Source organism: Flavisolibacter ginsengisoli DSM 18119 (assembly GCF_900129295.1).
Lineage (GTDB): Bacteria > Bacteroidota > Bacteroidia > Chitinophagales > Chitinophagaceae > Flavisolibacter > Flavisolibacter ginsengisoli.
Map to the genome: position 1 here is coordinate 274,783 of NZ_FQUU01000002.1, position 25,122 is coordinate 299,904.

Sequence of the window (25,122 nt, forward strand, 5' to 3'; positions counted from 1 at the left end):
AAATAAGCATTTTCTCTCTTATCTTGCCGGAACCCTGGACAAGGAAACAGAAGAAGTATTGGATTCTACTCTCCTGTTTTCAAAATCCCTTAAATATATCTCATGAAAAAAAGCGTACGAATCTTTTGGACCATTGTTCTCTCCTGCGTTGGCGTTTTTGTATTTTTTGTTTTTCTATGTATGGTAGGCGTGTTTGGTAAGCTTCCTTCCTTAAAGGAACTCGAAAATCCAAGCATTTTACAATCATCAGAGGTGTATGCATCTGATGGAACTTTGATGGGTAAATATTACAGGGAAAGAGGTAACAGAAGCAACTCTGATTACAGGGATATTTCAAAACATGTTATCAATGCCCTGGTAGCTACAGAAGATGAGCGTTTTTACAGCCACTCGGGCATAGATGTAAAATCTACTTTAAGGGCTGTGTTCCTGTTAGGTAAGGAAGGCGGAGGTTCTACCATTACCCAGCAATTAGCAAAAGCATTATTAGCCCAGGGAAGTAAGAACAGGGCATGGAGGGTAATAGAAAAGTTTAAGGAATATATAGTTGCCATCAGGCTTGAAAGAAACTTCACCAAGGAAGAGATATTAGCACTTTATTTAAATGCCGTGCCTTACGGAGACAATATTTATGGAATAAGATACGCGGCGCGCACTTTTTTTCAGAAGGAACCTGACCGTTTAAATCCTGTGGAAGCTGCCGTGCTTGTGGGTATGCTAAAAGGAAATTATTTGTATAACCCAAGGGTACACATGAAGGCGGCATTTGACCGAAAAAATGTAGTGATAGGCCAGATGGAAAAAAATGGATACATCACTCCGGCCGAAGCAGCAAGGTATAAGGTGATGCCCATTCCACTTAACTATAAAAAGCTGGATGAAAATTCGGGTTATGCTCCTTACTTCAGGGAAGTATTAAAGGACGAGCTGGAAGATATATTAGAAGGTTTGACAAACGCCAGTGGTGATCCATATAATGTGTACGATGACGGACTAAAGATCTATACTACTATCAACCCCAAGATGCAGCAATATGCTGAAGAAGCAGTAGCACAACAAATGCCTGTACTTCAAAAAGCTTTAAACAATCAAAGAAGTATCAAATCGGGAAGTGTATGGAAGGATCACCAGGATGTGCTGGATCGTGCTATGCGGAACAGTGACCGGTGGAGAAACCTGAAAGATGATGGACTGACAGATGAAGAGATAAAAAAGACATTTTCAGTAAAAACGGAAATGAAGGTTTTCGCCTGGAATAAAAACAGGGAAACAGATACGGTGATGACACCTATGGATTCTATCAAATATCACAGGCAAATGATGCAAACAGCCTTTATGGTAAATGATCCTGTTACTGGCGAAGTAAGGGCCTGGGTAGGTGGTATTGACTTTAAGACCTATAAATTTGACCATGCCAATTTAAAGACCAAACGGCAGGTAGGGTCTGCTATCAAACCCTTGTTGTATTGCCAGGCCATGGAAGAAAGAGGTTTTACACCTGAAACCATGGTAGAAGATGTGCAGCAGACTTTCGGTAAGGATCAATTGGTTCCAGCCACCGGCAAATCGTGTACGGGGCGTACAATGACCATGGCTTCAGCTTTAGCCTGGTCGCGAAATTGTGCCACGGCCTATATAATGAAACAGGTTGGGCCTGCACAATTCGCCAATTTTATAGAACGCCTGAATATTCCTACCAAGATAGAACCCTACCCTTCTATAGCGCTGGGATCTTGTGATCTTTCCTTATTTGAAATGATGTGGGGTTACTCTATTTTCCCTGGACATGGCTTCTCTACAAAGCCAAGCTTTATCTCACGTATCGAAGACAGGAATGGTAATGTGATCAAGCGGTTTGATCCTGGTATGAACCGTAAAGAAGCAGTGAGCGAAGTAACGGCATACAATATGTGTAAGATGATGGAAGGGCCAGTGACCAAGGGAACAGCAGCCGGGCTAATGCAGGCATTGGGTGCAAAGGAAATGGGAGGTAAAACCGGTACCACCAATGGTAATGCTGACTTCTGGTTCATGGGTTATTCGCCACAACTGTTAGCAGGTGTTTGGGTGGGAAGTGATGACCGTTTTATCAGTATTGAAAGTGCAGCATTTTTTGGAGGTACAGCAGCACGACCTATCTGGCAATCTTTTTTCAAGAAAGTGTATAATGATAAGACACTTGCTATAGACAGAAATGCAGAATTTGTGAAGCCTGCAGACCTGCAAAATGAGATCAACAATGCGGATATGATGAGAATCATTGATGAAACGGTTCCTTCAGATGACAATACAGGTACTAACGCGGATGAATATACACTGGATACCTCTCATAATATCCCGGCTGAGTCGCAGGCGCCCATTGATGAAAACGCACCTATTCAAAAGAACACCAATCCAAAGAAGGACACAACAAAGAAGAATACAAAGATTGGCGAAATGAATCAAACCGATCAGAAGCCCGAGAAGAAAGGCTTTTTCAAACGCCTGTTTGGAGGTAAGGATAAAAACAAGGATGAGAACAAGCCAAATGATTATTGATACTATATCGAAAACAAAAAGCCTCTTTATGGAGGCTTTTTGTTTTATAATGCATTTCATTTCCTTAGCCCGTTAGGCAAAAAAACAAATTATTAATTTATGGTTTAAGAACAACTTTTACGCAATCATCTACCTTGTTCTTGAACATGTCATATCCCCTGGTAGCATCTGAAAGAGGAATCTTGTGTGTGATAATATCATCCAGCACTACTTTGCCATCTCTTACAATTTCAAACAAATGGTCTATATATTTTTGAACAGGTGCTTGTCCAAATTTCATAATGAGCCCTTTATCAAATATGCGGTGAATAGGAAAGTTATCATATGGACTTCCATATACACCCACAACTGAAACAATACCGCCTCTGCGCACTGCCTGCGTGCACCAGTCAATAACTTTCATTGTTCCTTTCTCAGCATTCCACACAGCTTTTGCCTTTTCAAGAAAAGAACGTTCGGCTTCTGTTCCTACTGCATCTATGGCTACGTCCGGGCCCCTGCCATTTGTCATTTCCCTGAGCTTTTCCATTAAATGTTCATCGTGCGCATTGAGTGTTTCCACCTTATTGACCTCCTTCGCTTTATTAAGCCGGTAGTCTAAAGGATCAACTGCTATCACTCTTTTTGCGCCACGAAGCCAGGCCGCTTTTTGCGCCATAAGACCAACAGGCCCGCTACCGAAAATGACGACTGTTTCCCCGCCTTTCACTTCTCCCCAGTCAACAGCAGTCCATCCCGTAGGGAAGATATCTGTCAGGAATAACACCTGGTCATCGCTCAACCCATCTGGTATGATCTTAGGACCATAATTAGCCTTTGGTACCCGTACATATTCCGCCTGTCCCCCACTGTAGCCACCATACAGATCGGTATAACCAAACATACCACCACCTTTGCCTTTCATCATATCGCCTTCAGGCCCATAATGATCAGGATTGGTTTGTTCACAATGCCCGGGTAAATCATGTGCACAGAAAAAACATTGGCCACATGCGATTGGAAAAGGAACCACTACTCTATCGCCCTTTTTAACCTTTTTAACTGCTGGTCCAACCTCTTCCACAATACCCATGAATTCATGACCCAAAACCTGGTCACGCAGTTGAGGGAAAAACCCATCATATATGTGAAGATCTGAACCACATATGGCCGTTGACGTTACTTTAAGTATAATGTCATCCGGAGCTTCAATCCCCGGATCCGGCACATTGTCAACACTAATATCTCCAATCTTGTGAAACACCGCTGCTTTCATATGCTATTTTTTAAATTAGACAAGCAAATAATAAAATCCAGTGCAGTAAAAATCACGCCATGTGAAGGTTAAATTGACTGGTGAATAGCAGAGTCGGCACAACATTTTCAGTAGTATGTAAAAAGCTATTATGAATACCAGAAAAGATAACAGTAACAGGATACCAGAAAATGATCCATCCAAAGCAATTGATAGCAAAAAAGAGGTAGCCGACTCCAATGACGAAAAGATTGACCAGGATTTTCCAGGATACCCTCATTATCCAGCCAAAGAGGATATTATGGATCAGCGTACAGATACGCATCGCGTAGATATGGATGTAGAAAATATTCCCGCAAACCGTAATACAACAGGTGTTAGTCAAAGGTTTTCAAATGATTCCGATAGACAAAGGTCAGAAAACGCTATGCAACCTCAGCCTGGCTCTGGTAATGATGACCTCGGGATTAAAATGGGTAATGAAGCAGACGTTACAGATGATGAATTGGCAGTTCTTAATGCGACCGATGCCGAAATTGGGGTACCACAGAATATTTCCAATGAAGACCTGGCTGACCTTGATGTTCCCGGAAGCGACCTTGATGATGAGAATGAAAGCATTGGAGAAGAGGATGAAGAAAACAATTATTACAGCCTTGGTGGCGACAGGCATGAAGGACAGGAAGAAGATCCTTATTCTGATCCAAAGCGGGGTAATGATTAAGAAAGCCCAGGGATCAATAATGCTATATACTGTGCTTTATGAATAACGGCAAATATGTATTATTTATCTTTTGCTTCTTAGCGGCATATTGCAGCCCTATGCGAAAGATTAATATCAAGAACAGGTCAGGAGGTGATGTAGATGTTACCTGGAAATTAAAAGATCTGGATAGCCTGTATTTAAGCCCATTCTTTCTGAGCAATTCAAAAACAGTTGCCTTCCACTTAAAAAGCAATAAACCTTATAATGATATAAAAATGTCCTTTGGCATGGGCTCCTGGCCAAAGGACAGTTTATATGCCATAACAGAAAGATTGGAATCCTTAGAGATAAAATCACATGGGGGCACCATATTCCTGGACTCATCTGATAAAATATTTTCTTTTTTATACCACAGGAGAAAAGGAATAGGTAACCGTAAGATTGAAATACTGATCACAAAATGAATTCGGTCATTATTAACAATCATTGCACTTCGTTAATAAAAGGGATCAAATTATTTACAGATTCATTACCTGAATAACAGCATGGGAAGTATAAAATGGCATATTGGATGCTCCGGATTTCATTATAAAGAATGGAAGGAAGAATTTTATCCGGCGGGATTAGCCCAAAGTAAATGGTTCAATCATTATACGCAACATTTTAATACACTTGAACTCAATGTTACCTTTTATCGTTTTCCCACACTAAAATCATTGCAGGTATGGAATGAAAAATCACCTGATGGTTTCAGCTTTTCGTCTAAAGTGCCAAGGTCAATCACGCATTATAAAAAGTTTATCGATACCGAAAGAATGATGGATGATTTCTATTGTTTGTTAAAAGAAGGATTGGGCAACAAACTGGGTTGCGTGCTGACACAACTTCCCCCACAATTTAAATATTCTGAAGAAGGCCTGGAACGTATACTGAAACAGTTAAACCCTGGTTTTAATAATGTGATTGAATTCAGAAATGAAAGCTGGTGGAGAAAAGACGTTATGGATATCTTAACTGAACATCAGGTAAGTTTTTGCGGGGTAAGCTTTCCCAAGATCATTTACGATGATGCCATCATAAACAGGCCCTTAGCCTATTATCGCTTTCACGGAGTGCCAAGGCTGTTTTATTCAGAATATGAAGCATCCTTTATTGAGAAGATCTACCAACAACTAAGCAGCAATACCACTGTAACAGAAGCATTTATTTATTTCAATAATACGGCATCAACAGCAGCCCTGCATAATGCCCGGCAGTTTAAAAAACTGGCAGGAGAATAATCTTTACCTTAATGGAATGATAGCGCAAACTCCATGGATAGAAAGGACTTTTAATTTTGATTTTCCTTTAGGTCTGTTCCCCGTTATTTTTAGCAGGCTGGAAGGAAGCATCTTCAGGTTACATAGCCTGCTATTGAATGCAGACGAGGACCTATGCAGTATTAATGATAAAGGTTGGTCGGTAAAAGAACACACAGGACATCTCAGTGACCTGGAAGGATTGTGGAAGAAAAGACTTGAAGACTTCATGTCGAATAAAGCTATTTTAACACCTGCCGACATTAACAATCCAGGAACCAAAGAGGCGCGTCACAATGAAAAAACTCTGGAGCAATTGCTATCCCAATTCACTTTAAAAAGACAGGGAATGCTGGAGTCTGTTTATAATGCGGATACCGCCTTATTATCCCGTACATCAGTACATCCAAGGTTGAATATACCTATGAGGTTTATTGATGCCCTGTATTTTGTAGCTGAACATGATGACCACCATATCAGTGCGATCTCTACCCTGTTAAGAAAACCTGTAGGATAGGCTTTTCGGGTAACAATGATATAATGATCGTGAAGTGATTTATTGTACCACTTCTGTGATCACTTTCCCAATGGAAGCATCTGGCATCTGAATATGAAGCATCGCAGCAAGTGTAGGTGCAATATCTGTCATGTACACCTCCCGGTTAGAGTTGCCATGCTTTATTTTCCAACCGAACCATACGAGGGGTATATGCGTGTCATAAGGATTCCATAATCCATGTGATGCCCCTACCCTCCAGCTATCAACACCGGCAGGCTTGAATATGATTATTATATCTCCACTTAAGCTGGGATTATAACTATTATTCAAAACCGTCTTTAAATTTCCAGGAATTGATGAAAGATTAATATTGGACATATCTATGGCGAAATCTACAGAAGGATTTCTTTCAAGGAAATCTATGATATACCTCTTAACTTCTTTTTTATCGATACTGTTTTTTGCCAATACGGTATCATTTAAATAATATTGGTAATTAATATACCTGGCAATTATATTCTTGACTTTAAAATGATTTTGCAAGCTGTCATTCAAAGAAACTCTTAATGCTGCTTCTTCCAAACCAGCTACATTAATTTTATTATCGTACAGGAAAGTGGGGTTATGGGCTACACCATGATCTGATGTGAGAAATAAAAGGTATTGTCCTTTACCAATTGTCGCGTCCAGGTATTTAAAGAAGGTGGAAAGATCCTTGTCCAACCTTAGATAAGTATCTTCCACTTCAATTGAATTAGGTCCAAAGCTGTGTCCTATATAATCAGTAGAAGATAGGCTTAGAGCCAGGAAATCTGTGACTCCCCTTTTACCTAACTGTTCTGCCTTTATGGCTTCACGGGCCATGTCGAGGGTATATGTATTACCAAAAGGAGTGGTTCGGAAAGATTCATAACGGTTAGCAACTATTGTCGCTGTTTTGTGAGGGAAGGTAATATCTTCAGTCCCTAATTTATTTTCATATCGATTACTATCAGTGGTACTTTGATCATAGGACGCAATTGGATATAAGGTATTCCAGTTCTGTTTCAGATAGACATCAGGAGTTTTTTTAGCATTGAATGCTTTGACCCATGTTGGCAGATCTTTCATATAATAGCTGCTGCTGATCCATCCGCCACTTGCGTTATCAAACCAATAGGAGGCATTGGAAAGGTGTCCACCTGGCAAAATAGATGCCCTGTCTTTTAAAGCAATTGATATTGTTTTTGTTTTAAAATTGGTCGCCAGCCTCAATTGGTCAGTTATGGTATTAGCCCACAAATTTGCCGGCGACATCTCACCAGCAGTAGAACTGCTACCCACGGTACTTACTGTTGTATCATCGGTACAATACACTATTTTCTTCTGTGACTTGTCATACCAGTAATTACCCATGATACCGTTTAAAGCAGGTACACTACCCGTATAAATACAAGAATGACCAGCTGCAGTATGTGCAGGCAGGTAAGGAATAAAAGTATTCTCACAACTAAATCCTTCTGAAAGCAATCTTTTGAATCCTCCATCACCATACCTATCATAGTAACGGTATAAATAATCCCAACGCATCTGATCCACAACAAGGCCAACCACTAGTTTTGGTCTGTTCAATGATTGTCCCTGCCCTGCAATAGAAAGGACTGCCAACAATAAAACCGCAATTTTCCTCATCAAAAATTATTTAAGTGGCAAATTTAGTTGTTGAATGACCTCCGGGAAAATTGATGCATTATTATTAAGTGAATACCTTTAGCAGGATAATTTTATATGAAAAGATTTGTACTTCTACTTTTTACTTTTAGTAGCCTCCGGGTCACTTCTCAAAATAATATAGTGAGCCTTATCCAGGCAGAAAAGGATTTTGCTGCCTATTCAGTATCTCATAATACCAAAGCAGCATTTTTAAAATATCTTGACAGTGCGGGAGTAGTGTTTGAAAACGGCAATCCTGTGAATGGAATAGAAGCATGGAATAAAAAAGAAGTGCGGAAGGGAATTTTAAACTGGCATCCCCAATTTGCAGAAATATCAGCATCTGGCAACCTGGGATATACTACAGGTCCATGGACCTTTCAGCCCAAAACAATAACAGATAGTGTAGTTGCGAGAGGACAATATGCTACGGTCTGGCAACTTGACAAAAAAGGAAACTGGAAATTTATAGTAGATCTTGGTATTAATGAAACCCCCATCGCTGATATAAAGGAGGTTGAAGAAATAAATGTAAATCTGAAAACATACGCCCCTATTGATTTAAGCTCCCTTTTAAAAGCGGAGAAAGCTTTTATCTGGCAATTCAACAATGATAAGATAAAGGCATATAAACAATACCTTTCAAAAAAAACGGTTTTGAACAGGAACAGGCATTTACCAGCGACCCGGGCAGAGGAACTGGCCAATAGCATTAGCGAAACTCCTGCTGAAATTAAATTCCAGGTCGACCATTCAGGCATTTCTAACAGCGGAGACCTGGGGTTTGTTTATGGAATAAGTTTGTATAAGGATAAGAAAGAAAATTATTTACGTGTGTGGCGTAGAGAAAATCATGGTTGGAAAATAGCCATGGATGTGGTTCGATATTAAGATGATATAAGGTCTTTTACCTCATTAAAACTTAAGCATGCTGCCTTAAAACCTTATTCTTTTAACACATGATCGCTTTGATTGTTTTTGCATTCTTCCCTAACCTTAACCTTTCAAAACCCCTATTCATGCTGAATTTCTTATTTTTGCGACCGCAAACAGACAGGATTTATACCGGACCACTCTATTATTCAGCACTAATGAAAGGTGTAATTCGCTAAAAATTCATGTTATTCATAAATTAAAACTGTAAATGTGATATGGCAGATCTTTTTGAACGTCTTGTGAAAAATTATGGTCCCCTTGGGCAGCATCGCGAAAGAGCGCATGGTTATTTTGCATTCCCCAAACTGGAAGGAGAAATAGGAAGTAGGATGAAATTTAGAGGGAAGGATGTTATAGTATGGAGTTTAAATAACTATTTAGGATTGGCTAACAATCCTGAAGTACGCAAAGCTGATGCTGAAGCTGCAGAACAATATGGTCTTGCTACGCCAATGGGTGCTCGGATGATGAGCGGAAATACCAATTTTCATGAACAACTGGAAAAAGAGCTAGCTGAATTTGAAGGAAAAGAAGATGCCTGCCTATTGAACTACGGTTATCAGGGCATGGTAAGTATTATTGATGCCTTATGCAGTCGCCATGATGTAATAGTTTATGATGCAGAAAGCCATGCCTGTATCATTGACGGAGTCCGTTTACATCCTGGTCATCGATATGTTTTTAAACATAATGACCTTGAGGACCTGGAAAAACAATTACAGCGCGCTACAGCACTAGTTGAAAAACAAAATGCAGGTGGCATCCTTGTTATTACTGAAGGTGTCTTTGGAATGGCCGGGGACCAGGGTAAATTAAAAGAGATCATCTCTTTAAAGGACAAGTACGAATTCCGTATGCTTGTAGATGATGCACATGGTTTTGGTACATTGGGAAAAACAGGTGCCGGGGCCGGTGAGGCACAAGGAGTGCAGGATAAAATTGACCTGTATTTTTCAACTTTTGCCAAATCGATGGCTTCAATTGGTGCTTTTGTAGCAGGAGATAAAGCTATTATTGATTATATCAGGTACAATATCCGTAGCCAGATATTTGCCAAGAGTCTTCCTTTACCAATAACAATTGGAAATTTAAAAAGACTTGATCTTTTAAGAACCAGGCCAGAATTTAAAGACAAGCTTTGGGAGAATGCCATGAAATTGCAGAATGGCTTAAAAGAAAAAGGATTTGACATAGGAAATACTGATTCTCCTGTTACCCCCGTTTATATGAAAGGTGGTGTGGAAGAAGCAACTGCCATGGTTATGGACCTGAGAGAGAACTACGGAATTTTTGCTTCGGTAGTGGTATATCCTGTTATTCCTAAAGGACATATTATTTACCGCCTCATACCAACCGCCGTACATACCGACCAGGATATTGAAGAAACCCTGAAAGCTTTTGAAGAAACAAAGAAAAAGCTTGATAACGGGGATTACAAAGTTGAAGCTATTCCTGACATGGCAGAATACAGTGCAAAAAGATTTGAATATTTTGGCAGCAAACCCAAATCCTCCAAATAGGATAACATAATAATTATAGACAAAAGCACCGCCCCGGCGGTGCTTTCCTGTAAATAAGGCATTGTAAATCTTAACGTAATCCAAACAAATAGAGCATTCCTGCACTTGCTTAACTTGCTCCATTATTTTTGTAAGCCCTACATTTACCCATAAATCTTTCTAAACGCATGAGAAGTTTATTTTTATTTTTCTTTTTCATTCCCTTACTAACGATTGCCCAGAAACAAAAGATCACGCTTGAGGACATTTACAAAAAGCCAACCTTCAGAGGCGAATACGTACCTGGATTTGAAAAGGACGATGATGAGAAATTATTTGACCCCTCTACTGTAACTGATGCTTCAGGCAAAGGGATCGATACAAAAGATTATACTGTTAGTGCTGACAAGAAAAGAATACTTTTCTTTAATGGTCGTGAGCCTATATACCGCCGATCTTCGAAATCAACAGTGTATCTCTATGATATAGCATCAAAGAAAACGATACAACTGAATGAGGGTAAGGTGCTGCACCCTACCTTTTCACCTGATGGTTCCAAAATAGCCTATGTATTTGATAACAACCTGTATGTTTATGACATCGCCGGCGCCAAAACCACCCAGGTCACTACAGATGGAAAATGGAACCAGGTTATCAATGGTAACTGTGATTGGGTATATGAAGAAGAATTTGAATTTACACGCGCTTTTGAATGGAGTCCAAATGGTACTTATATAGCCTATTACAAATTTGATGAAAGCAAGGTAAAGGAATATGAATTTACTGTCTTTGACAAAGCTTACAATGAACAGTATACCTACAAATATCCAAAAGCAGGAGAGCAGAATTCCAAAGTGGATATTCATATATACAATGTTTTAAATGGCCAGGATGTTAAGGCAAAGTATCTCCAGGGGGACATTTATATTCCACGAATTAAATGGACACAACAGGACGATAAATTGGTTATCTACTGGATGAACCGTCACCAGGATGACTTGAAATTATTAATGACCGAGGCTTCAACAGGAAACCTTCAGACCTTGTATGAAGAAAGTAATAAATACTATGTAGAGATCAATGACAACTGGTGGTTCCTGAAGGATGGTAAAAACTTCATTTTCACCAGTGAAATGAACGGGCATAATCAATTATTTCTCTATAGTCTTGATGGGAAAAAGCGGGTAACTATCAGCAAAATGAAATATGACATCGCAGAAGTAAATAGTGTTGACGAAGATGCACGTATGGTGTATTATACCCTTGCCTATCCCACTCCAATGGACCGTAATGTATTTGCTTCTGATTTTGATGGAAGAAACACCTACATTCTTACAAAAGGAGCTGGCTGGCACAGGGTTGAATTCAATAAAGACCATTCACAGTTCTATGATTTTTACTCTAACATCAATACTCCACAAACAGTTGCCTTATATACTGTTCAAAAAGACAAAAAAGGTATAACAGCGATAAAAACAAAAACCGTCAATGAAAATGAGAAGCTGAAAAAAGCATTGGACAATTATGAATTGGGAACGGCCGACTTTCTTCGTATCCCTAACTCTAAAGGAGATACACTCAATGGATGGATGCTGAAACCCGGCAATTTTGATCCTAAGAAAAAATACCCTGTACTATTTTGTAACTATGGTGGGCCTGGATCACAACAAGTGGTCAATAGATATGGGGCGGCTAGCATGTGGCACCAGCTCTTAGCCCAAAATGGTATTATCGTAGTCAGTATAGACAATACCGGAACAGGTTTTAGAGGAGAAGAATTTAAAAAGAAGACGTACCTGCAATTGGGCAAATACGAGATAGAAGACCAGATAGATGCTGCTAAATACCTTGGTTCTCTGCCCTATGTAGATAAGAACAGAATAGGTCATTGGGGCTGGAGCTTTGGAGGGTTTATGAGTTCCCTTGCCATTACGAAAGGGTCGGATGTCTTTAAGGCGGCTGTAGCAGTAGCTCCTGTAACTTCCTGGAGGTTTTATGATAACATCTATACCGAACGTTATATGCGTACCCCCCAGGAAAATCCTGAAGGATATGATAATAATTCCCCAATCAATTTTACTGATAAAATAAAAGGGAAGTTTTTATTAATTCATGGAACTGCAGATGATAATGTCCATTTTCAGAATAGCGTGGAAATGGTAAAGGCTCTTGTAAAAAGCAATATAGATTTTGAAAGCGCTTATTATCCTAATAAAAATCATGGCATCTCAGGTATGGCTGATAACACCAGCTTTCACCTTTGGTCAAAAATGACGAAATGGATCTTTGAGAACCTAAGGGATAATACCACACCGCTGGGAAGCGACCAGGAAAAGAGCAAAAAAAGCTTTTAGCATTAATTATATAATTTTAAAACAGGCCGTTTCAAATTTCTTTGAAACGGCCTGTTTTATATTGATAGGCTGTGCAGGCTTATGTTTAATCTATCTATTACTGTTTATCAATTCTGCAGGATTAAAAAACATATACTAAGTCAACCATTTTTTAGTTGATAAACTTTTCAAGCTAGCACTATTTCATATTCCCTAACTTATTTTTTCTGGTTGTATCTTCATTATTCATGAAGAAAATTGCAGTTGCCATAACAGGCGCAAGTGGATCAATTTATGCAAAACTGGTATTGGAAGCTCTTACCCAATTAAAAGACCAGGTTAGTGAATTATCTGTTGTTATGACTGATAATGCCCGACTGGTGTGGCAGACAGAGTTAGGCAATGAACAGTATGAAACATTTGATGCCAAATATTTTTCAACCAAAGATTTCATGGCACCTTTCGCATCTGGATCAGCTCAATATGATGCGCTCATTATTGTACCCTGCTCTATGGGTACACTGGGAAGAATTGCTTCGGGTATTTCCAATGATCTTATAACAAGAGCAGCAGACGTAATGCTTAAGGAAAGAAAAAAACTAATTTGTGTAATTCGCGACACACCGTACAATCTTGTTCATATTCGAAATATGGAAACTGTTACTTTATCCGGGGGCATTATATGCCCTGCTTCTCCCTCTTTTTACAGTCTTCCTCAATCTATTGAAGAAGCAGTACGAACTGTTACTAATCGTGTGGTTGATCTTGTTGGCTTAACAAATCGTTCATATCGTTGGGGACAAAAGAACTTACCCGAGGATTAGATCAATTATTGTAATTACCACCAGCATTGATCCAGTCAACAATTTTTTGCTGGTCTGCAGCAGACAATGCAGCATTTGGTGGTTGGGGCATTTGAGTTGCTGTACCTGCCTGGTCCACCGCCCTGGCTTTTATCCTTGCTTTATTGGTGACTATGTTACAATCAACTGCCCAATTCATTCCTCCATTCTGTACCGTATTATTATGACAGGAAACACAGTTGGTTTGAAGAATGTTCTTTACCGCGCTGAATAATGCACCCGGAGCCACAGGATCTATTTTCACGGTTGCAGAATTGGAACATCCGTCAGCATTTTTAGCAACCACTGTATAAGTTCCAACCGCTAGGTTTGTGAATTGATTGGAAGCCTGGAATGCACTGTTATTTATACTATAAGTAAACCCAGTTCCACCAGTTGCTGTAATGGAAATAGTCCCTCCGGTGCCACCGCACGGCACACCATTAGTTGCCGTGCCATTGACAATAATATTCACACCGGAACAACTATTTTCTGCCACCACTGTAAAAGATTTACTTCCCGAACAACCATTGGAATTTTTGGCTGTAATATTATAATTACCGGGAGCAAGATTCGTAAAGTTCCCTGAAGATTGAAAAGCTCCATTATTAAGGCTGAATGTAAAACCTGTACTACCGGTTGCACTAGCTGCAATGCTTCCATTATTCTGTCCTGAAGTAGCATTGGTAACAGTTCCGGCAATGGCAATTGTTATACCTGCGCAGGGATCAGCAGGTGTATTGGTGCTTCCACCGCCTTTGCTACAGGAATAATAGAGTATACTCATTAAAAAAAGGACTAACAAGGATAAATGCTTCATACAATGGTTTTGGTAATTGTATATACGCTATCCTTTTATTTTGGTTGCTTGTAAGGATTGCTATGCTTTTATATATTCGGATAATGACATTAAAAAAGCGAGGCATTGGCCTCGCTTTTTTAATATTAGATGCACACAAGATTATATCTTGCCAAATTGTTTCCTGATTAGATTCAAAGCACTTCCAGCCTTAAACCATTCTATCTGCTGCTCATTATAAGTATGATTTAATTTGATCTTGTCAGCTTTCCCATCTGAATGATTTAATACAGCAGTAACCTGTTTTCCAGGGACAAAATCTGAAAGACCAATGATATCTATTGTATCATCCTCCTGGATCTTTTCGTAATCATCCTTATTAGCAAAAGTTAGGGCCAACATTCCCTGTTTTTTGAGGTTTGTTTCATGAATCCGTGCAAAGCTTTTAACGATAATAGCTCTAACACCCAGATGCCTTGGTTCCATGGCTGCATGTTCTCTTGAAGAACCTTCACCATAATTCTCATCTCCCACAACAACTGAACCTATACCTGCTGCTTTATAAACCCTTTGAGTAGCTGGTACAGGACCATATTCACCTGTTAATTGGTTTTTTACAGTATCTGTTTGATTATTGAAATAATTAACAGCACCAATGAGCATATTATTGGAAATATTATCAAGGTGTCCGCGATATTTTAACCATGGACCCGCCATGGAAATATGATCGGTGGTACACTTTCCTTTTGCTTTGATAAGCAATTTTAAACCCATTAAATCTTTTCCATCCCAAGGTGTAAAAGGACTTAATAATTGCAAACGTTGCGAACTTGGACTTACAGCAACTTCTACCTCTTTACCATTTGCAGAAGGCGCCAGGTACCCCGGGTCCTCCACTGAAAATCCTTTAGGAGGCAATTCATATCCCTTAGGTTCATCAAGCATTACTTCCTGGCCAATTTCATTAATTATCTTATCCTTTAATGGATTAAAAGAAAGACGGCCGGCTATAGCATAGGCTGTTACTATTTCAGGAGATGCTACAAAGGCATGTGTAGAGGCTAACCCATCGTTTCGTTTTGCAAAATTCCTGTTGAAGGAAGTCACAATGGTATTTTTCCTGTTAGGGTCATCGATATGGCGAGCCCATTGACCAATACATGGACCGCAGGCATTAGCTAACAATACCCCTCCTATTTCACCAAAAGTTTCCAAATAACCGTCCTTTTCAATTGTATATCTTACTAACTCCGATCCTGGAGTAACTGTAAATTCACTTTGGGCCTTTAAACCTTTTGTTTTCGCCTGGCCAGCAATGGATGCAGAACGGCTTATATCTTCATATGAAGAGTTGGTACAAGATCCGATAAGAGCCACTTCTATTTTATCAGGCCATCCATTAGCTGCAACAGCTTCCGCCATTCGGGAAATTGGAGTTGCAAGATCCGGCGTAAAAGGTCCATTAACATATGGCTCCAATTCATTCAGGTTGATCTCTATCAGCTGATCATAGTATTTTTCAGGATTTGCATAGACTTCAGGATCAGGACGGAGGTATTCTTTTACATGATCAGCAAGGTCAGCAACTGCTGCCCGACCTGTAGCTTTCAGGTAAGCACCCATTTTATCATCATAGGTGAAAAGAGAACAGGTAGCTCCAATCTCCGCTCCCATATTACAAATAGTAGCTTTACCAGTAGCGCTCAGGCTGTCCGCACCTTCTCCAAAATATTCAACAATAGCTCCGGTTCCGCCCTTTACAGTCAGTATACCGGCTACCTTCAGGATCACATCCTTGGCCGCAGTCCAACCATTCATTTTTCCAGTCAGTTTAACACCGATCAGTTTTGGCATTTTCAGCTCCCAGGGAAGTCCTGCCATAACATCCACGGCATCTGCGCCACCAACCCCAATGGCAATCATACCCAATCCTCCGGCATTAGGAGTATGCGAATCTGTGCCTATCATCATTCCTCCTGGAAAAGCATAGTTTTCCAATACAACCTGGTGAATGATTCCAGCTCCTGGCTTCCAAAAACCTATGCCATATTTATTAGATATGGAAGAAAGGAAATCGTATACTTCTTTATTTGTATCAATAGCTGCACTCAGGTCCTGGTCAGCACCAAGTTTAGCTTGTATCAGGTGATCGCAGTGGACTGTAGAAGGAACAGCGACTGTATCGCGCCCACAGGTATCAAATTGGAGCAAGGCCATTTGGGCTGTTGCATCCTGCATAGCCACCCTATCTGGTGCGAAATCAACGTAATCTTTACCTTTTTCGTACGTTTTAGTAGCTGGCTTAAAAATATGAGAATAAAGGATTTTTTCCGCAAATGTCATAGGGCGGTTCAAGAGGTTGCGGGCGGTTTGAACCTTGAAGGGTAATTCACTATAAACTTTCTTTATCAAATCCAGATCAAAAAGCATAGGTAGATTTTTAAGGTAGAGTTCGTTCAGGCATTGCTTTTGCTATCCTGTTTAAAAAGTGGTGCAAAGTTACTTAAAACCACGTTAGAATTTAGCCATGGAAGAGTTGTATTATGACAAAAAAATATAAATTAGCGACATGAAGAGGTTTAAAACATTTATTGAATGGCAGGCATTTGGAGTTTGTTCTGCTATTGGTGACAGATTGGGAATAGCAACATCGCGTATCCGTATGTGGTTTATGTATATCTCTTTTTTGACACTTGGTTCACCTATAATAGTTTATATGGTTCTCGCTTTTTGGATGAATATCAAAAGGTATATACTTGCTGCCCGCAGGAACCCGGTGCGTTATCTTTAATTTCTTTTAAGGAGAGTAGTGTTTCCCTAAAGCCTTATTGGTAATGCCAGATAAAACTTTATTACCAAAGGATAATCTGGTGTTTCTAAATGGTTTTTATGACCTTTAGTTCCCATAACCTGGACAGAGAAAGTGTGAAGAACCTGCAATTGGTTGGCGAAACGTTTCTATTTATTAAGCTTCTATTTACTTATAGGAGTTCTTTAAGCTTTTCCACTACCTTGTCCACTTCATCTATTGTATTGTATTTGCTAAAGGAAAACCGGACAGTTGTATAATGATCTTCTTTATGCAAAGCCTTCATTACATGAGATCCTGCATTAGCACCGCTGGAACAAGCGCTGCCACCTGAGGCACAGATATTATTAATATCAAGGTTCATTAAAAGAAACTCAGAATGATCAGTTTTGGGGAAACATACACTCAACACTGTATACAAGGCATCATCTCCACAATTAAAACTTACACCGGGTATATTTTCTTTTATTTTTTCGGCCATGTAAAGCTTTAATTTCCGTATGTTATTACTTTCTTTTTCATAATCATCCATTGCTATATCCAGCGCCTTTGCAAAACCAACAATGCCATATACATTTTCAGTACCGGCACGCATATTTCTTTCCTGTCCACCCCCGAAAATAAAGGGCTTTATGTTGATGTCTTCATTTACATATAGTATTCCTACACCCTTAGGTCCATGAAATTTATGACTTGACGCAGAAATAAAATGCACATGAATCTCACTGAGATTTATTGGATAATGACCCACAGTTTGAACACAATCAGAATGAAATATGGCATTATATTTTTGACACAATTCCCCTACTTTTTTGATGGGCAATAAAACACCTATTTCATTATTTGCATGCATTAAACTAACCAGGCATTTATGCCCCTTCTCTGTTTGTTCTTCCAATTGAGATTCAAGATCCACAAGGTCAATATGGCCATCTTCCTTAAGCTTAACATAACTCACTTCCACGTTGGTAGTATGTCCGTAATGCTCAACTGTATGCAGCACCGCATGGTGCTCTATTTGCGATGTAATGATATAGCTACAGCCAAGATCACGAATTGAAGCAGCAATAGCCGTGTTGTTACTTTCCGTTCCACCACTTGTAAAGAAAATAGAACCTGGCTTTACGCCCAGTGCTTTGGCTACAGATTTCCTGGCATTTTCTATAGCCAGGCGGGTTTCCCGGCCATAAGAATATATTGAAGAAGGATTTCCAAAATTTTCTTTCATATATGGAAGCATGGCTTCCAGTACCTCAGGTGATAAAGCAGTTGTTGCTGCATTATCAAAATAGATGCGTGTATCATTCATGGGTAATGAACTATTTTTTAATACCTTATCAGTAATGGTCACAGGCATAACCGATCAATATTTGAATTAAATGCCAACAAGGCTATGGTTTTTTAACTGCATTCTTTAATGTCCTGCATTAGTCTTTTGGCAATATTATTCGCAGTAGTCTCAAAGTTACTTTCTGCATAAATACGGATTATTGGTTCTGTGTTTGAGGTTCTCAAATGCACCCAGTCCGAATCAAATTCGATCTTCAGTCCATCCTCAGTATTTATAGGGTTATTCTTATACTTCTTTTTTATTTTATCGAATATGGAACCAACATCAATTCCATTTTCGAGTTCTATTTTATTCTTGGAAATAAAATAATCCGGATAGTTACCACGAAAAGATTTAAGTCCTTTTTTAAAATTGGCAAAATGACTTAAAAACAAGGCAATACCTATCAAAGCATCACGTCCATAATGGAAATCCGGTACAATTATTCCTCCATTACCTTCCCCACCTATAACTGCGTTAGATTCTTTCATTTTTCTTACCACATTGACTTCTCCAACCGCAGAAGGAAAATACTCGCCTCCATGTTTTTCAGTGACATCTTTTAATGCTTTAGTGCTACTCATATTACTCACCGTATTTCCCTTTCTCTTACTTAAAACATAATCTGCCACAGCCACAAGGGTGTATTCTTCGCCAAACATGCTACCATCTTCACACACAAAAGCAAGGCGGTCAACATCAGGGTCTACTGCAATTCCAAAGTCAGCCTTTTGCTTAACCACTTCATTGCTAAGTGCAGTCAGGTATTCTGGCAAAGGCTCAGGGTTATGGGCAAACCTGCCATTCACTTCACCATTCAAAACAACTACATCAGCAACGCCCAGTGCCCTTAATAACTGTGGAACAATCAAAGCGCCAGTAGAATTGATACAATCAACTACAACCTTATATTCTTTTTTAGCTATAGCCTCCTTATCAATTATTGGATAATTTAAAACCAGTTCTATATGCTTTTCCAGGTAGCTGTCATTTTCAAGGATGCTTCCCAGTTTATCTACAACTGCAAAACCCAATTCTTCTGACTTAGCCCTGCTCAAAACTTCAGCGCCCACTTCAGCATCTATAAATTCACCAGCATCATTCAACAACTTCAAAGCATTCCATTCCTTCGGATTATGACTTGCCGTAATAATGATCCCTCCATTTGCATTCTCAAGTTTGGTAGCTATTTCAACTGTAGGGGTTGTAGAGTATCCAAGATCTATTACATCAATACCCAGGCTCACAAGAGTATTCACTACCAATTGACTTACCATGCTTCCTGATATACGGCCATCGCGTCCTACCACTATTTTTGCAGGAAGGGACTTATTATATCTTCTTTCAGCAATAATATTTCCATAGGAAGCTGTAAACTTTACAACATCTATAGCTGTTAAAGATTCACCTGGCTTGCCACCAATAGTTCCTCGAATGCCTGAAATGCTCTTAATCAATGCCACAAAAACAAATTTAACCCCCTCGCCGACAGTTGGAGATTAGGGGTGGCAAAAATACGGTTTTAAGATTTCTCCCTGAAAGTTGAAATGCCTCCTGAGGTTACTTTTGTAAAAAACAAGTGATGCCCATAAAAGAATGGTATAAAGAATGGTTCAACTCTCCTTATTATCATAAACTATATTTTGAACGGGATGAAAATGAAGCACGGCAATTTATGGACAGACTAGTTGACCATTTGAAACCTCCATCCGAAAGTTTCATGCTGGACCTGGCATGCGGCAAGGGAAGACATAGTAAGTACCTGGCATCCAAAGGATTTGATGTTACCGGAATAGACATTTCAGCTGAAAGTATCAATTATGCCCTGCAGTTTGAAAACAGCCGCCTTCATTTCTTTCAGCATGATATGCGTTTACCGTCATGGATCAACTATTTTGATTATGTATTTAATCTCTTCACTTCATTTGGGTACTTCCCAACACGAAGAGAACACGATGATGCAATGAGGACAATGGCCCAATGTACTAAACCAGGTGGCAAAATATTAATTGATTATCTCAATGTACATTTTGTAGAAGAAGGCCTGGTCCATAATGAATTAAAACAAGTGGACGGAACAGAATACGAGATTCACCGGTGGCATGATGATGATTATTTTTATAAACGAATCATTGTCAAAGATGAACTCCTTGAACATCCTGTGGAATACACAGAAAAAGTTGCCAAATTTAGTCTGGGAGATTTTACAGAAATGCTCTCTTTTCAAAATTTGCAGATACTAGAGGTATTTGGTGATTATTATTTAAAACCATATAGTGTTACCACCACTCCCAGGATGATCATCCTTGCAGAAAAGAAACCATTAAAATTATCAAAAAACAGTATATAGTTTTCCTAGGGGTGCTTCAAATTTCCTACAGGCTTATTGTTGATAAGCATATATTTTGCCGTTTCATAATAAGCTGTGGCTATTTCAGACAATTTTCTTTGAATAGAATCTAGCTGGGACTTACTATAAGTAACTTCGTTATTTAGCTGATGTAATTCTTCTTTATTAAAGTTCAGGTTTTTAGTAAAATAGAAATGGTTGCTAACAATACCGATCCTTCCTTCATCATGCGCAATAGTAAAAGCATAATGTTCCCTGCCATTATTTTGAAGTAAATCTTTGCCAAGAGTCGTATTAAGATATGTTTGCCCAGCTATGCCAGCAAGGGTTGGCAAAACATCTATTTGCGAAACAACTTCGGATCTTTTTTGAGGAGGTAATAATTCAGGTGCATAAATTATAAAAGGTACATGTTCTTCAGTTAGCCTTTCATCAGTCCAGACTGAGGGATAAACAGCCTTAGCATTTCCTGAAACTCCATGATCACCAATAAAAACAAAAATGGTATTCTTAAAATAGCTTTCATTTTTTGCAGCTTCTATAAAATGCTTTATACTGAAATCAAAATAACGGAATGCATTATATTCTTCGACAGTTTCAAAACCCCATTTTTCAAGTTCAGCAGGTAAAGGTGCCTGTTTTTGGAATTCCTTGTCTCCATCAGGAATTGTAAATGGCCTGTGATTATCAGCAGTCTGAATAATGGCAAAAAATGGATTCTTTTGTTTAGAAAACACACTATTGGCTTCTTTTAAAAGATCCATATCACTTATGCCCCAAACATTAACAGGCTTTGACTTGAATTTTCCTTCAGTTATCAAATCAACACCACTAATATTTTTCACCAATCCTTCGAAATTATTAAAGCTAGGACTGCCGCCAAGGAAATAAAATTTTTGATAACCCTTAAAATCATTAATAATAGTATGCTGGTGAATTGCCTCAGGATTGCGGCTACTAAACTTTGACAATTGGACATCGGGAATGCCTGTTAACGTCGCAAAAAGACCTCTGGCAGTTGAAAAATGAGGTGTAAAACAATGGGTGAAGAATATGCTACTATCTGCTATTGATTGGAAAAATGGAGTTGTGTTCAAAGCATTGCCACTCAGGCTGCTCTTATACATACTAAATGACTCACAGAGCACCAAAACAATATTAGGCCTGGATGACAGGCTATTTGATGAAGGATGAATTACCCGGTTATAAGAAAAATTATCCCTATCAAGATCCATTAGTCCAGCCATAACAGGAAATAGCTCTTTTGCTTTGGATTCACTGAATTGAGGCTTCCGGAACTTTAATGTGGAGAAGAAGTTTTGGAGAGGATTTAAAGCCAGGTAAGATTTGAAGCTGTCACTGTATGTAAATGCCGCATTCCATTTTAAAGGTTGACTCCCGATTCTCCCATAAGCAATCATAGCCAGGAACAATGCCGTTGCTAAAAACCATTTCCTGTCATATTGTATGGCCTTTCCCTGGGTCTTCAATGATACTTGCCCATGGAGTTTACGGAACATATTACGGATCAAAAGGACAGATAAGACAAGACCTGCTACCATCCATATTATTGGATAGGATTGCCATAACATAGCAGCTGAAATACCTGGATCTTCGGCAAAATTCAGTGCACTGGCATTCAATCTGGTCTTATTATAGGAAAAACAACCAAAATCCGCAGCAAAAAAGAAAAAAATAAAAAAGGTTGCTATTGCAAGGTACCAGGTCCAGAATTTCTTGGTCTGTTCTGAATAAAACGGCGACCATTCCCGAAAGAAGCTTGCCACTACAAGGGGCAAAAGGATAAAGCTTATCCAGCGAAGATCATATCGCAGTCCCAATAAAAATGATGGAATATGGTCACTGAGAAGCTTACCATCTGGTTTAAATGCAATAAAGGTGATGAAACGCTGAAGAGTGAACATCAATAAAAAGACTACCATAAGGTTTAGAACCCAATGTAAAGTTTTAGGTAATCTTAATTTGAAGAGCATGGCAGCGAGAAGTTTTATAACAGAACTGCAAAAAAACTGATTTTTAATGGGTTCGCCAATGACTATTCGCCCAATAGACCTTGTTTAGAGACCATTTGTCACAATGTTTAACATCTCCTGGGGCAAGACAATAAGAATAAACCCTTTTTCCTCCTTTTATACAGGTTTCCCATTTTCAAAATACTGTAAAGTATCAGCTCTACGTTCTTTATTTTAAAATATAAAGCATGGATTGACCCAGGTTTACTTATTCTTCTTATTGTGATAGAGTAAATAGCGGGCAGTTTCATAGTAAGCTTCGGCATACTTACTCAATACAGATTTTACACTGTCTGCTACCTTAGCAGGTATTGGATTATTGTTACGAATTGAAGCCAGTTCAACTCCCGGCTTTCCCAATGTCTTCCTTAAGTAATAATCTCCACCTATCATACCTATCTTTTTCTCATCAGGATCAATGATAAACGCACTTGAGGAACGAAAAGGATCAGCATATAAAGCAGAGTCGAAAAGATTCCGGCCCATTCCTGTGTTGACGTATGGCTCTGAAATAAAGCCTGCAATGGAAGGCAAAACATCCAGCTGTGAACAGTTATTGGTTTTCCTGTAACCCTTAAGACCTGGATAATAAAATAAAAGTGGTACATGCACCGTAGTCAAAGCCTGTTGGTTCCAGGCATGGGGGAACATATTACCAGCATCACCCCTTATACCATGATCACCTACAAATACAAAAACCGTATTTTTAAAATAAGTTTGTTTCTGAGCAGCTTCAATAAACTTTCTGTAAGAAAAATCAGTGTAACGAAATGCATTGAGTTCATCATTACTGACAAACCCATATTTCTTCAATGAATCTTCGGGCAGATCTACCTTTCTAAATTCATTTAAATCTTCCGTTGGAATGGTATAGGGCCGGTGGTTATCAGCAGTTTGAATGATAGCAAAGAAGGGCTTTTTTTGTTGTCCCAATATTTTATTGGCATTTAAGAAAACATTTTTATCGCTAATTCCCCATACATCTATTTTCTCAGCATTATAGTCGTCCTGCTCGTAAAGTTTCAAACCGTCAATATTGTACTTAAGCAATCCTCTTATATTGGCCCAACTGGCACTCCCGCCAATAAAGTAATATTTTTCATACCCATGGAATGAGTTGAGTATAGTATTCTGGTCAACAATGACCGGGTTTCGGCTCGATGTTTTTGGAGCTTCCACATCAGGTATTCCGGTAACGGTCGCCCAAACACCACGGGCCGTGCCATAACTTGGCGTAAAACAATGGTCGAAAAAGATTCCTTGTTTGCTTAGCGAATCAAAATAGGGAGTTGGATTCAAAGGATTGCCCCACATGCTACTTTTATAAGCGCTAAAACTTTCACAGATTACCAGGATAACATTGGGTTTCTGGCCAGCTGGTAAGGGTCCGTTGGGATACACTGCCCTGGCATAATTCAAGGAGTTACTGTCTAATTGTGCCACTCCAAGATAGTTTGCCATCAATCTATAATTGGACCTGGCCTTTTTCTCATTAAAAGTTGAACTTCTGAAAGAAAGGGTACTAAAAAAGCTTTGCATGGGATTTAGAGCCAATTGAGCTTTGAATGAATCTTTTAAGGTGAAAACATCGCTCCACCGAAGTGGGAATTGGCTTAAAGTTCCCCAAACGGCCGCTATAAGCAGGGCTAAAAAAGGGATGGTCCAAAGCTTAGCCTTACCACTAGTGCTGGATGGAAGCTTTTGAAAAATATGTAGTAACCTGGAAAATAATATACCAATAACGATTACAAATACAATGATCAGTAAAAAGCTACGGATGACCGGGTAGGTTTGCCATACCATATGTAATGAAATACCTGCATCCTGCATATAATTCAGCACTGAAGCATTCAAACGCTGATGCAGGTAATCATAATGAAAGAAATCAGTGATGTATAAAAACAAGGACAGAAAAAACAATAAAGAAAGAAAAACAACCCAGAATTTTTTGGCATTCCTGTTCTTAAATGGATTTAAAAATGGTACTGCACATAGGATGAGCATCAATAATCCAAGCACACAGGCTACCCGAAGATCAAGCCGAAGACCCATAAAAAAAGCATCCAGCGGAAAAGGGTACTGGTGAGGTTTATAGTAGACATAAAAAAAAAGCCGAAAACAGGTAAGTAACAACAGAAATAACAAAATGACACTGGAAATCCATCTTAACAGTCGTGGTAACTTAGGCATAACTCGAAAGCGTCAAATTTAATTAATTACTTTT

19 protein-coding genes are annotated in these 25,122 nt (G+C 39.1%); 11 read left to right on the plus strand and 8 right to left on the minus strand.

The window, feature by feature from the left end; translation table 11 throughout:
• The first annotated feature begins 102 nt into the window (after positions 1–102).
• On the plus strand, positions 103–2,538 hold the full coding sequence (locus tag BUA53_RS03300) for a transglycosylase domain-containing protein (RefSeq protein WP_072833819.1): 2,436 nt from the start codon (positions 103–105) through the stop codon (positions 2,536–2,538).
• A 97-nt stretch (positions 2,539–2,635) separates the two neighbouring features.
• On the opposite strand, the gene BUA53_RS03305 is transcribed toward BUA53_RS03300, so the two are convergent.
• Positions 2,636–3,793, minus strand: a complete 1,158-nt coding sequence (locus BUA53_RS03305) for a zinc-dependent alcohol dehydrogenase (RefSeq protein WP_072833820.1) — start codon at positions 3,791–3,793, stop codon at positions 2,636–2,638.
• 130 nt (positions 3,794–3,923) lie between these two features.
• On the opposite strand from BUA53_RS03305, the gene BUA53_RS03310 reads away from it, so the two are divergent.
• The 4 genes from BUA53_RS03310 to BUA53_RS03325 all read left to right on the plus strand — a co-directional run bounded on the left by BUA53_RS03310 (position 3,924) and on the right by BUA53_RS03325 (position 6,293).
• A complete protein-coding gene (locus tag BUA53_RS03310; protein ID WP_072833821.1) occupies positions 3,924–4,496 on the plus strand; it encodes a hypothetical protein in 573 nt (190 codons plus the stop codon).
• 98 nt (positions 4,497–4,594) lie between these two features.
• Positions 4,595–4,942, plus strand: coding sequence for a hypothetical protein (locus BUA53_RS03315; protein ID WP_139256324.1), 348 nt, complete (start codon positions 4,595–4,597; stop codon positions 4,940–4,942).
• Positions 4,943–5,023: 81 nt separating this feature from the next.
• Positions 5,024–5,758 carry a DUF72 domain-containing protein gene (locus BUA53_RS03320; RefSeq protein WP_072833823.1) on the plus strand — a complete coding sequence of 245 codons (735 nt, stop codon included), beginning with the start codon at positions 5,024–5,026 and terminating at the stop codon, positions 5,756–5,758.
• Positions 5,724–6,293 (plus strand): DinB family protein, encoded by a 570-nt coding sequence (locus BUA53_RS03325; protein ID WP_084079780.1) that lies wholly within the window; start codon positions 5,724–5,726, stop codon positions 6,291–6,293. The genes BUA53_RS03320 and BUA53_RS03325 overlap by 35 nt, the downstream gene beginning before the upstream one ends.
• Positions 6,294–6,332: 39 nt before the next feature.
• Here BUA53_RS03325 and pafA read toward each other — a convergent pair whose 3' ends face one another.
• Entirely contained in the window at positions 6,333–7,946 is a 1,614-nt protein-coding gene (pafA, locus tag BUA53_RS03330; RefSeq protein WP_072833824.1) for an alkaline phosphatase PafA, read from the minus strand.
• Positions 7,947–8,042: 96 nt separating this feature from the next.
• Here pafA and BUA53_RS03335 point away from each other — a divergent pair, with 96 nt between their 5' ends.
• From BUA53_RS03335 to BUA53_RS03350, 4 genes are all read left to right on the plus strand, one after another.
• Positions 8,043–8,858: a nuclear transport factor 2 family protein gene (locus BUA53_RS03335; RefSeq protein ID WP_139256325.1), complete on the plus strand. Its 816-nt coding sequence runs from the start codon at positions 8,043–8,045 to the stop codon at positions 8,856–8,858.
• A gap of 260 nt (positions 8,859–9,118) precedes the next feature.
• The gene (locus BUA53_RS03340) at positions 9,119–10,423 is read left to right on the plus strand and encodes an aminotransferase class I/II-fold pyridoxal phosphate-dependent enzyme (RefSeq protein WP_072833826.1); all 1,305 of its coding nucleotides are present in this window, start codon (positions 9,119–9,121) and stop codon (positions 10,421–10,423) included.
• A 167-nt stretch (positions 10,424–10,590) separates the two neighbouring features.
• Positions 10,591–12,756 carry a S9 family peptidase gene (locus BUA53_RS03345; protein WP_072833827.1) on the plus strand — a complete coding sequence of 722 codons (2,166 nt, stop codon included), beginning with the start codon at positions 10,591–10,593 and terminating at the stop codon, positions 12,754–12,756.
• Between the two features lie 227 nt (positions 12,757–12,983).
• Complete coding sequence (locus BUA53_RS03350) at positions 12,984–13,559, plus strand: UbiX family flavin prenyltransferase (protein ID WP_072833828.1); 576 nt, start codon at positions 12,984–12,986, stop codon at positions 13,557–13,559.
• 1 nt (position 13,560) lies between these two features.
• Here the strand turns inward: BUA53_RS03350 and BUA53_RS03355 are convergent, their stop codons facing one another.
• Both BUA53_RS03355 and BUA53_RS03360 read right to left on the minus strand, forming a co-directional pair.
• Complete coding sequence (locus BUA53_RS03355; RefSeq protein ID WP_072833829.1) at positions 13,561–14,397, minus strand: c-type cytochrome; 837 nt, start codon at positions 14,395–14,397, stop codon at positions 13,561–13,563.
• Positions 14,398–14,538: 141 nt separating this feature from the next.
• Complete coding sequence (locus BUA53_RS03360; RefSeq protein ID WP_072833830.1) at positions 14,539–16,806, minus strand: aconitate hydratase; 2,268 nt, start codon at positions 16,804–16,806, stop codon at positions 14,539–14,541.
• 139 nt (positions 16,807–16,945) lie between these two features.
• Between BUA53_RS03360 and BUA53_RS03365 the strand changes: the two genes are divergently transcribed.
• On the plus strand, positions 16,946–17,167 hold the full coding sequence (locus tag BUA53_RS03365; RefSeq protein WP_072833831.1) for a PspC domain-containing protein: 222 nt from the start codon (positions 16,946–16,948) through the stop codon (positions 17,165–17,167).
• A 190-nt stretch (positions 17,168–17,357) separates the two neighbouring features.
• On the opposite strand, the gene BUA53_RS03370 is transcribed toward BUA53_RS03365, so the two are convergent.
• Entirely contained in the window at positions 17,358–18,542 is a 1,185-nt protein-coding gene (locus BUA53_RS03370; protein ID WP_245792999.1) for a cysteine desulfurase family protein, read from the minus strand.
• 44 nt (positions 18,543–18,586) lie between these two features.
• The gene (gene glmM / locus BUA53_RS03375; RefSeq protein WP_072833832.1) at positions 18,587–19,978 is read right to left on the minus strand and encodes a phosphoglucosamine mutase; all 1,392 of its coding nucleotides are present in this window, start codon (positions 19,976–19,978) and stop codon (positions 18,587–18,589) included.
• 119 nt (positions 19,979–20,097) lie between these two features.
• On the opposite strand from glmM, the gene BUA53_RS03380 reads away from it, so the two are divergent.
• Positions 20,098–20,865: a class I SAM-dependent methyltransferase gene (locus BUA53_RS03380; RefSeq protein ID WP_072833833.1), complete on the plus strand. Its 768-nt coding sequence runs from the start codon at positions 20,098–20,100 to the stop codon at positions 20,863–20,865.
• Between the two features lie 5 nt (positions 20,866–20,870).
• Here the strand turns inward: BUA53_RS03380 and BUA53_RS03385 are convergent, their stop codons facing one another.
• On the minus strand, positions 20,871–22,808 hold the full coding sequence (locus BUA53_RS03385) for an LTA synthase family protein (protein WP_175546007.1): 1,938 nt from the start codon (positions 22,806–22,808) through the stop codon (positions 20,871–20,873).
• 294 nt (positions 22,809–23,102) lie between these two features.
• Positions 23,103–24,950: an LTA synthase family protein gene (locus tag BUA53_RS03390; RefSeq protein ID WP_072833835.1), complete on the minus strand. Its 1,848-nt coding sequence runs from the start codon at positions 24,948–24,950 to the stop codon at positions 23,103–23,105.
• Positions 24,951–25,122: the final 172 nt, after the last annotated feature.

What these genes read in the sequence shown, in the direction of transcription:
- BUA53_RS03300 (WP_072833819.1), top strand. Translation starts at nt 103, where the DNA reads ATGAAAAAAAGCGTACGAATCTTTTGGACCATTGTTCTCTCCTGCGTT.
- BUA53_RS03305 (WP_072833820.1), bottom strand. Translation starts at nt 3,793, where the DNA reads ATGAAAGCAGCGGTGTTTCACAAGATTGGAGATATTAGTGTTGACAAT.
- BUA53_RS03310 (WP_072833821.1), top strand. Translation starts at nt 3,924, where the DNA reads ATGAATACCAGAAAAGATAACAGTAACAGGATACCAGAAAATGATCCA.
- BUA53_RS03315 (WP_139256324.1), top strand. Translation starts at nt 4,595, where the DNA reads ATGCGAAAGATTAATATCAAGAACAGGTCAGGAGGTGATGTAGATGTT.
- BUA53_RS03320 (WP_072833823.1), top strand. Translation starts at nt 5,024, where the DNA reads ATGGGAAGTATAAAATGGCATATTGGATGCTCCGGATTTCATTATAAA.
- BUA53_RS03325 (WP_084079780.1), top strand. Translation starts at nt 5,724, where the DNA reads ATGCCCGGCAGTTTAAAAAACTGGCAGGAGAATAATCTTTACCTTAAT.
- pafA (WP_072833824.1), bottom strand. Translation starts at nt 7,946, where the DNA reads ATGAGGAAAATTGCGGTTTTATTGTTGGCAGTCCTTTCTATTGCAGGG.
- BUA53_RS03335 (WP_139256325.1), top strand. Translation starts at nt 8,043, where the DNA reads ATGAAAAGATTTGTACTTCTACTTTTTACTTTTAGTAGCCTCCGGGTC.
- BUA53_RS03340 (WP_072833826.1), top strand. Translation starts at nt 9,119, where the DNA reads ATGGCAGATCTTTTTGAACGTCTTGTGAAAAATTATGGTCCCCTTGGG.
- BUA53_RS03345 (WP_072833827.1), top strand. Translation starts at nt 10,591, where the DNA reads ATGAGAAGTTTATTTTTATTTTTCTTTTTCATTCCCTTACTAACGATT.
- BUA53_RS03350 (WP_072833828.1), top strand. Translation starts at nt 12,984, where the DNA reads ATGAAGAAAATTGCAGTTGCCATAACAGGCGCAAGTGGATCAATTTAT.
- BUA53_RS03355 (WP_072833829.1), bottom strand. Translation starts at nt 14,397, where the DNA reads ATGAAGCATTTATCCTTGTTAGTCCTTTTTTTAATGAGTATACTCTAT.
- BUA53_RS03360 (WP_072833830.1), bottom strand. Translation starts at nt 16,806, where the DNA reads ATGCTTTTTGATCTGGATTTGATAAAGAAAGTTTATAGTGAATTACCC.
- BUA53_RS03365 (WP_072833831.1), top strand. Translation starts at nt 16,946, where the DNA reads ATGAAGAGGTTTAAAACATTTATTGAATGGCAGGCATTTGGAGTTTGT.
- BUA53_RS03370 (WP_245792999.1), bottom strand. Translation starts at nt 18,542, where the DNA reads ATGCCTGTGACCATTACTGATAAGGTATTAAAAAATAGTTCATTACCC.
- BUA53_RS03380 (WP_072833833.1), top strand. Translation starts at nt 20,098, where the DNA reads ATGCCCATAAAAGAATGGTATAAAGAATGGTTCAACTCTCCTTATTAT.
- BUA53_RS03385 (WP_175546007.1), bottom strand. Translation starts at nt 22,808, where the DNA reads ATGGTAGTCTTTTTATTGATGTTCACTCTTCAGCGTTTCATCACCTTT.
- BUA53_RS03390 (WP_072833835.1), bottom strand. Translation starts at nt 24,950, where the DNA reads ATGGGTCTTCGGCTTGATCTTCGGGTAGCCTGTGTGCTTGGATTATTG.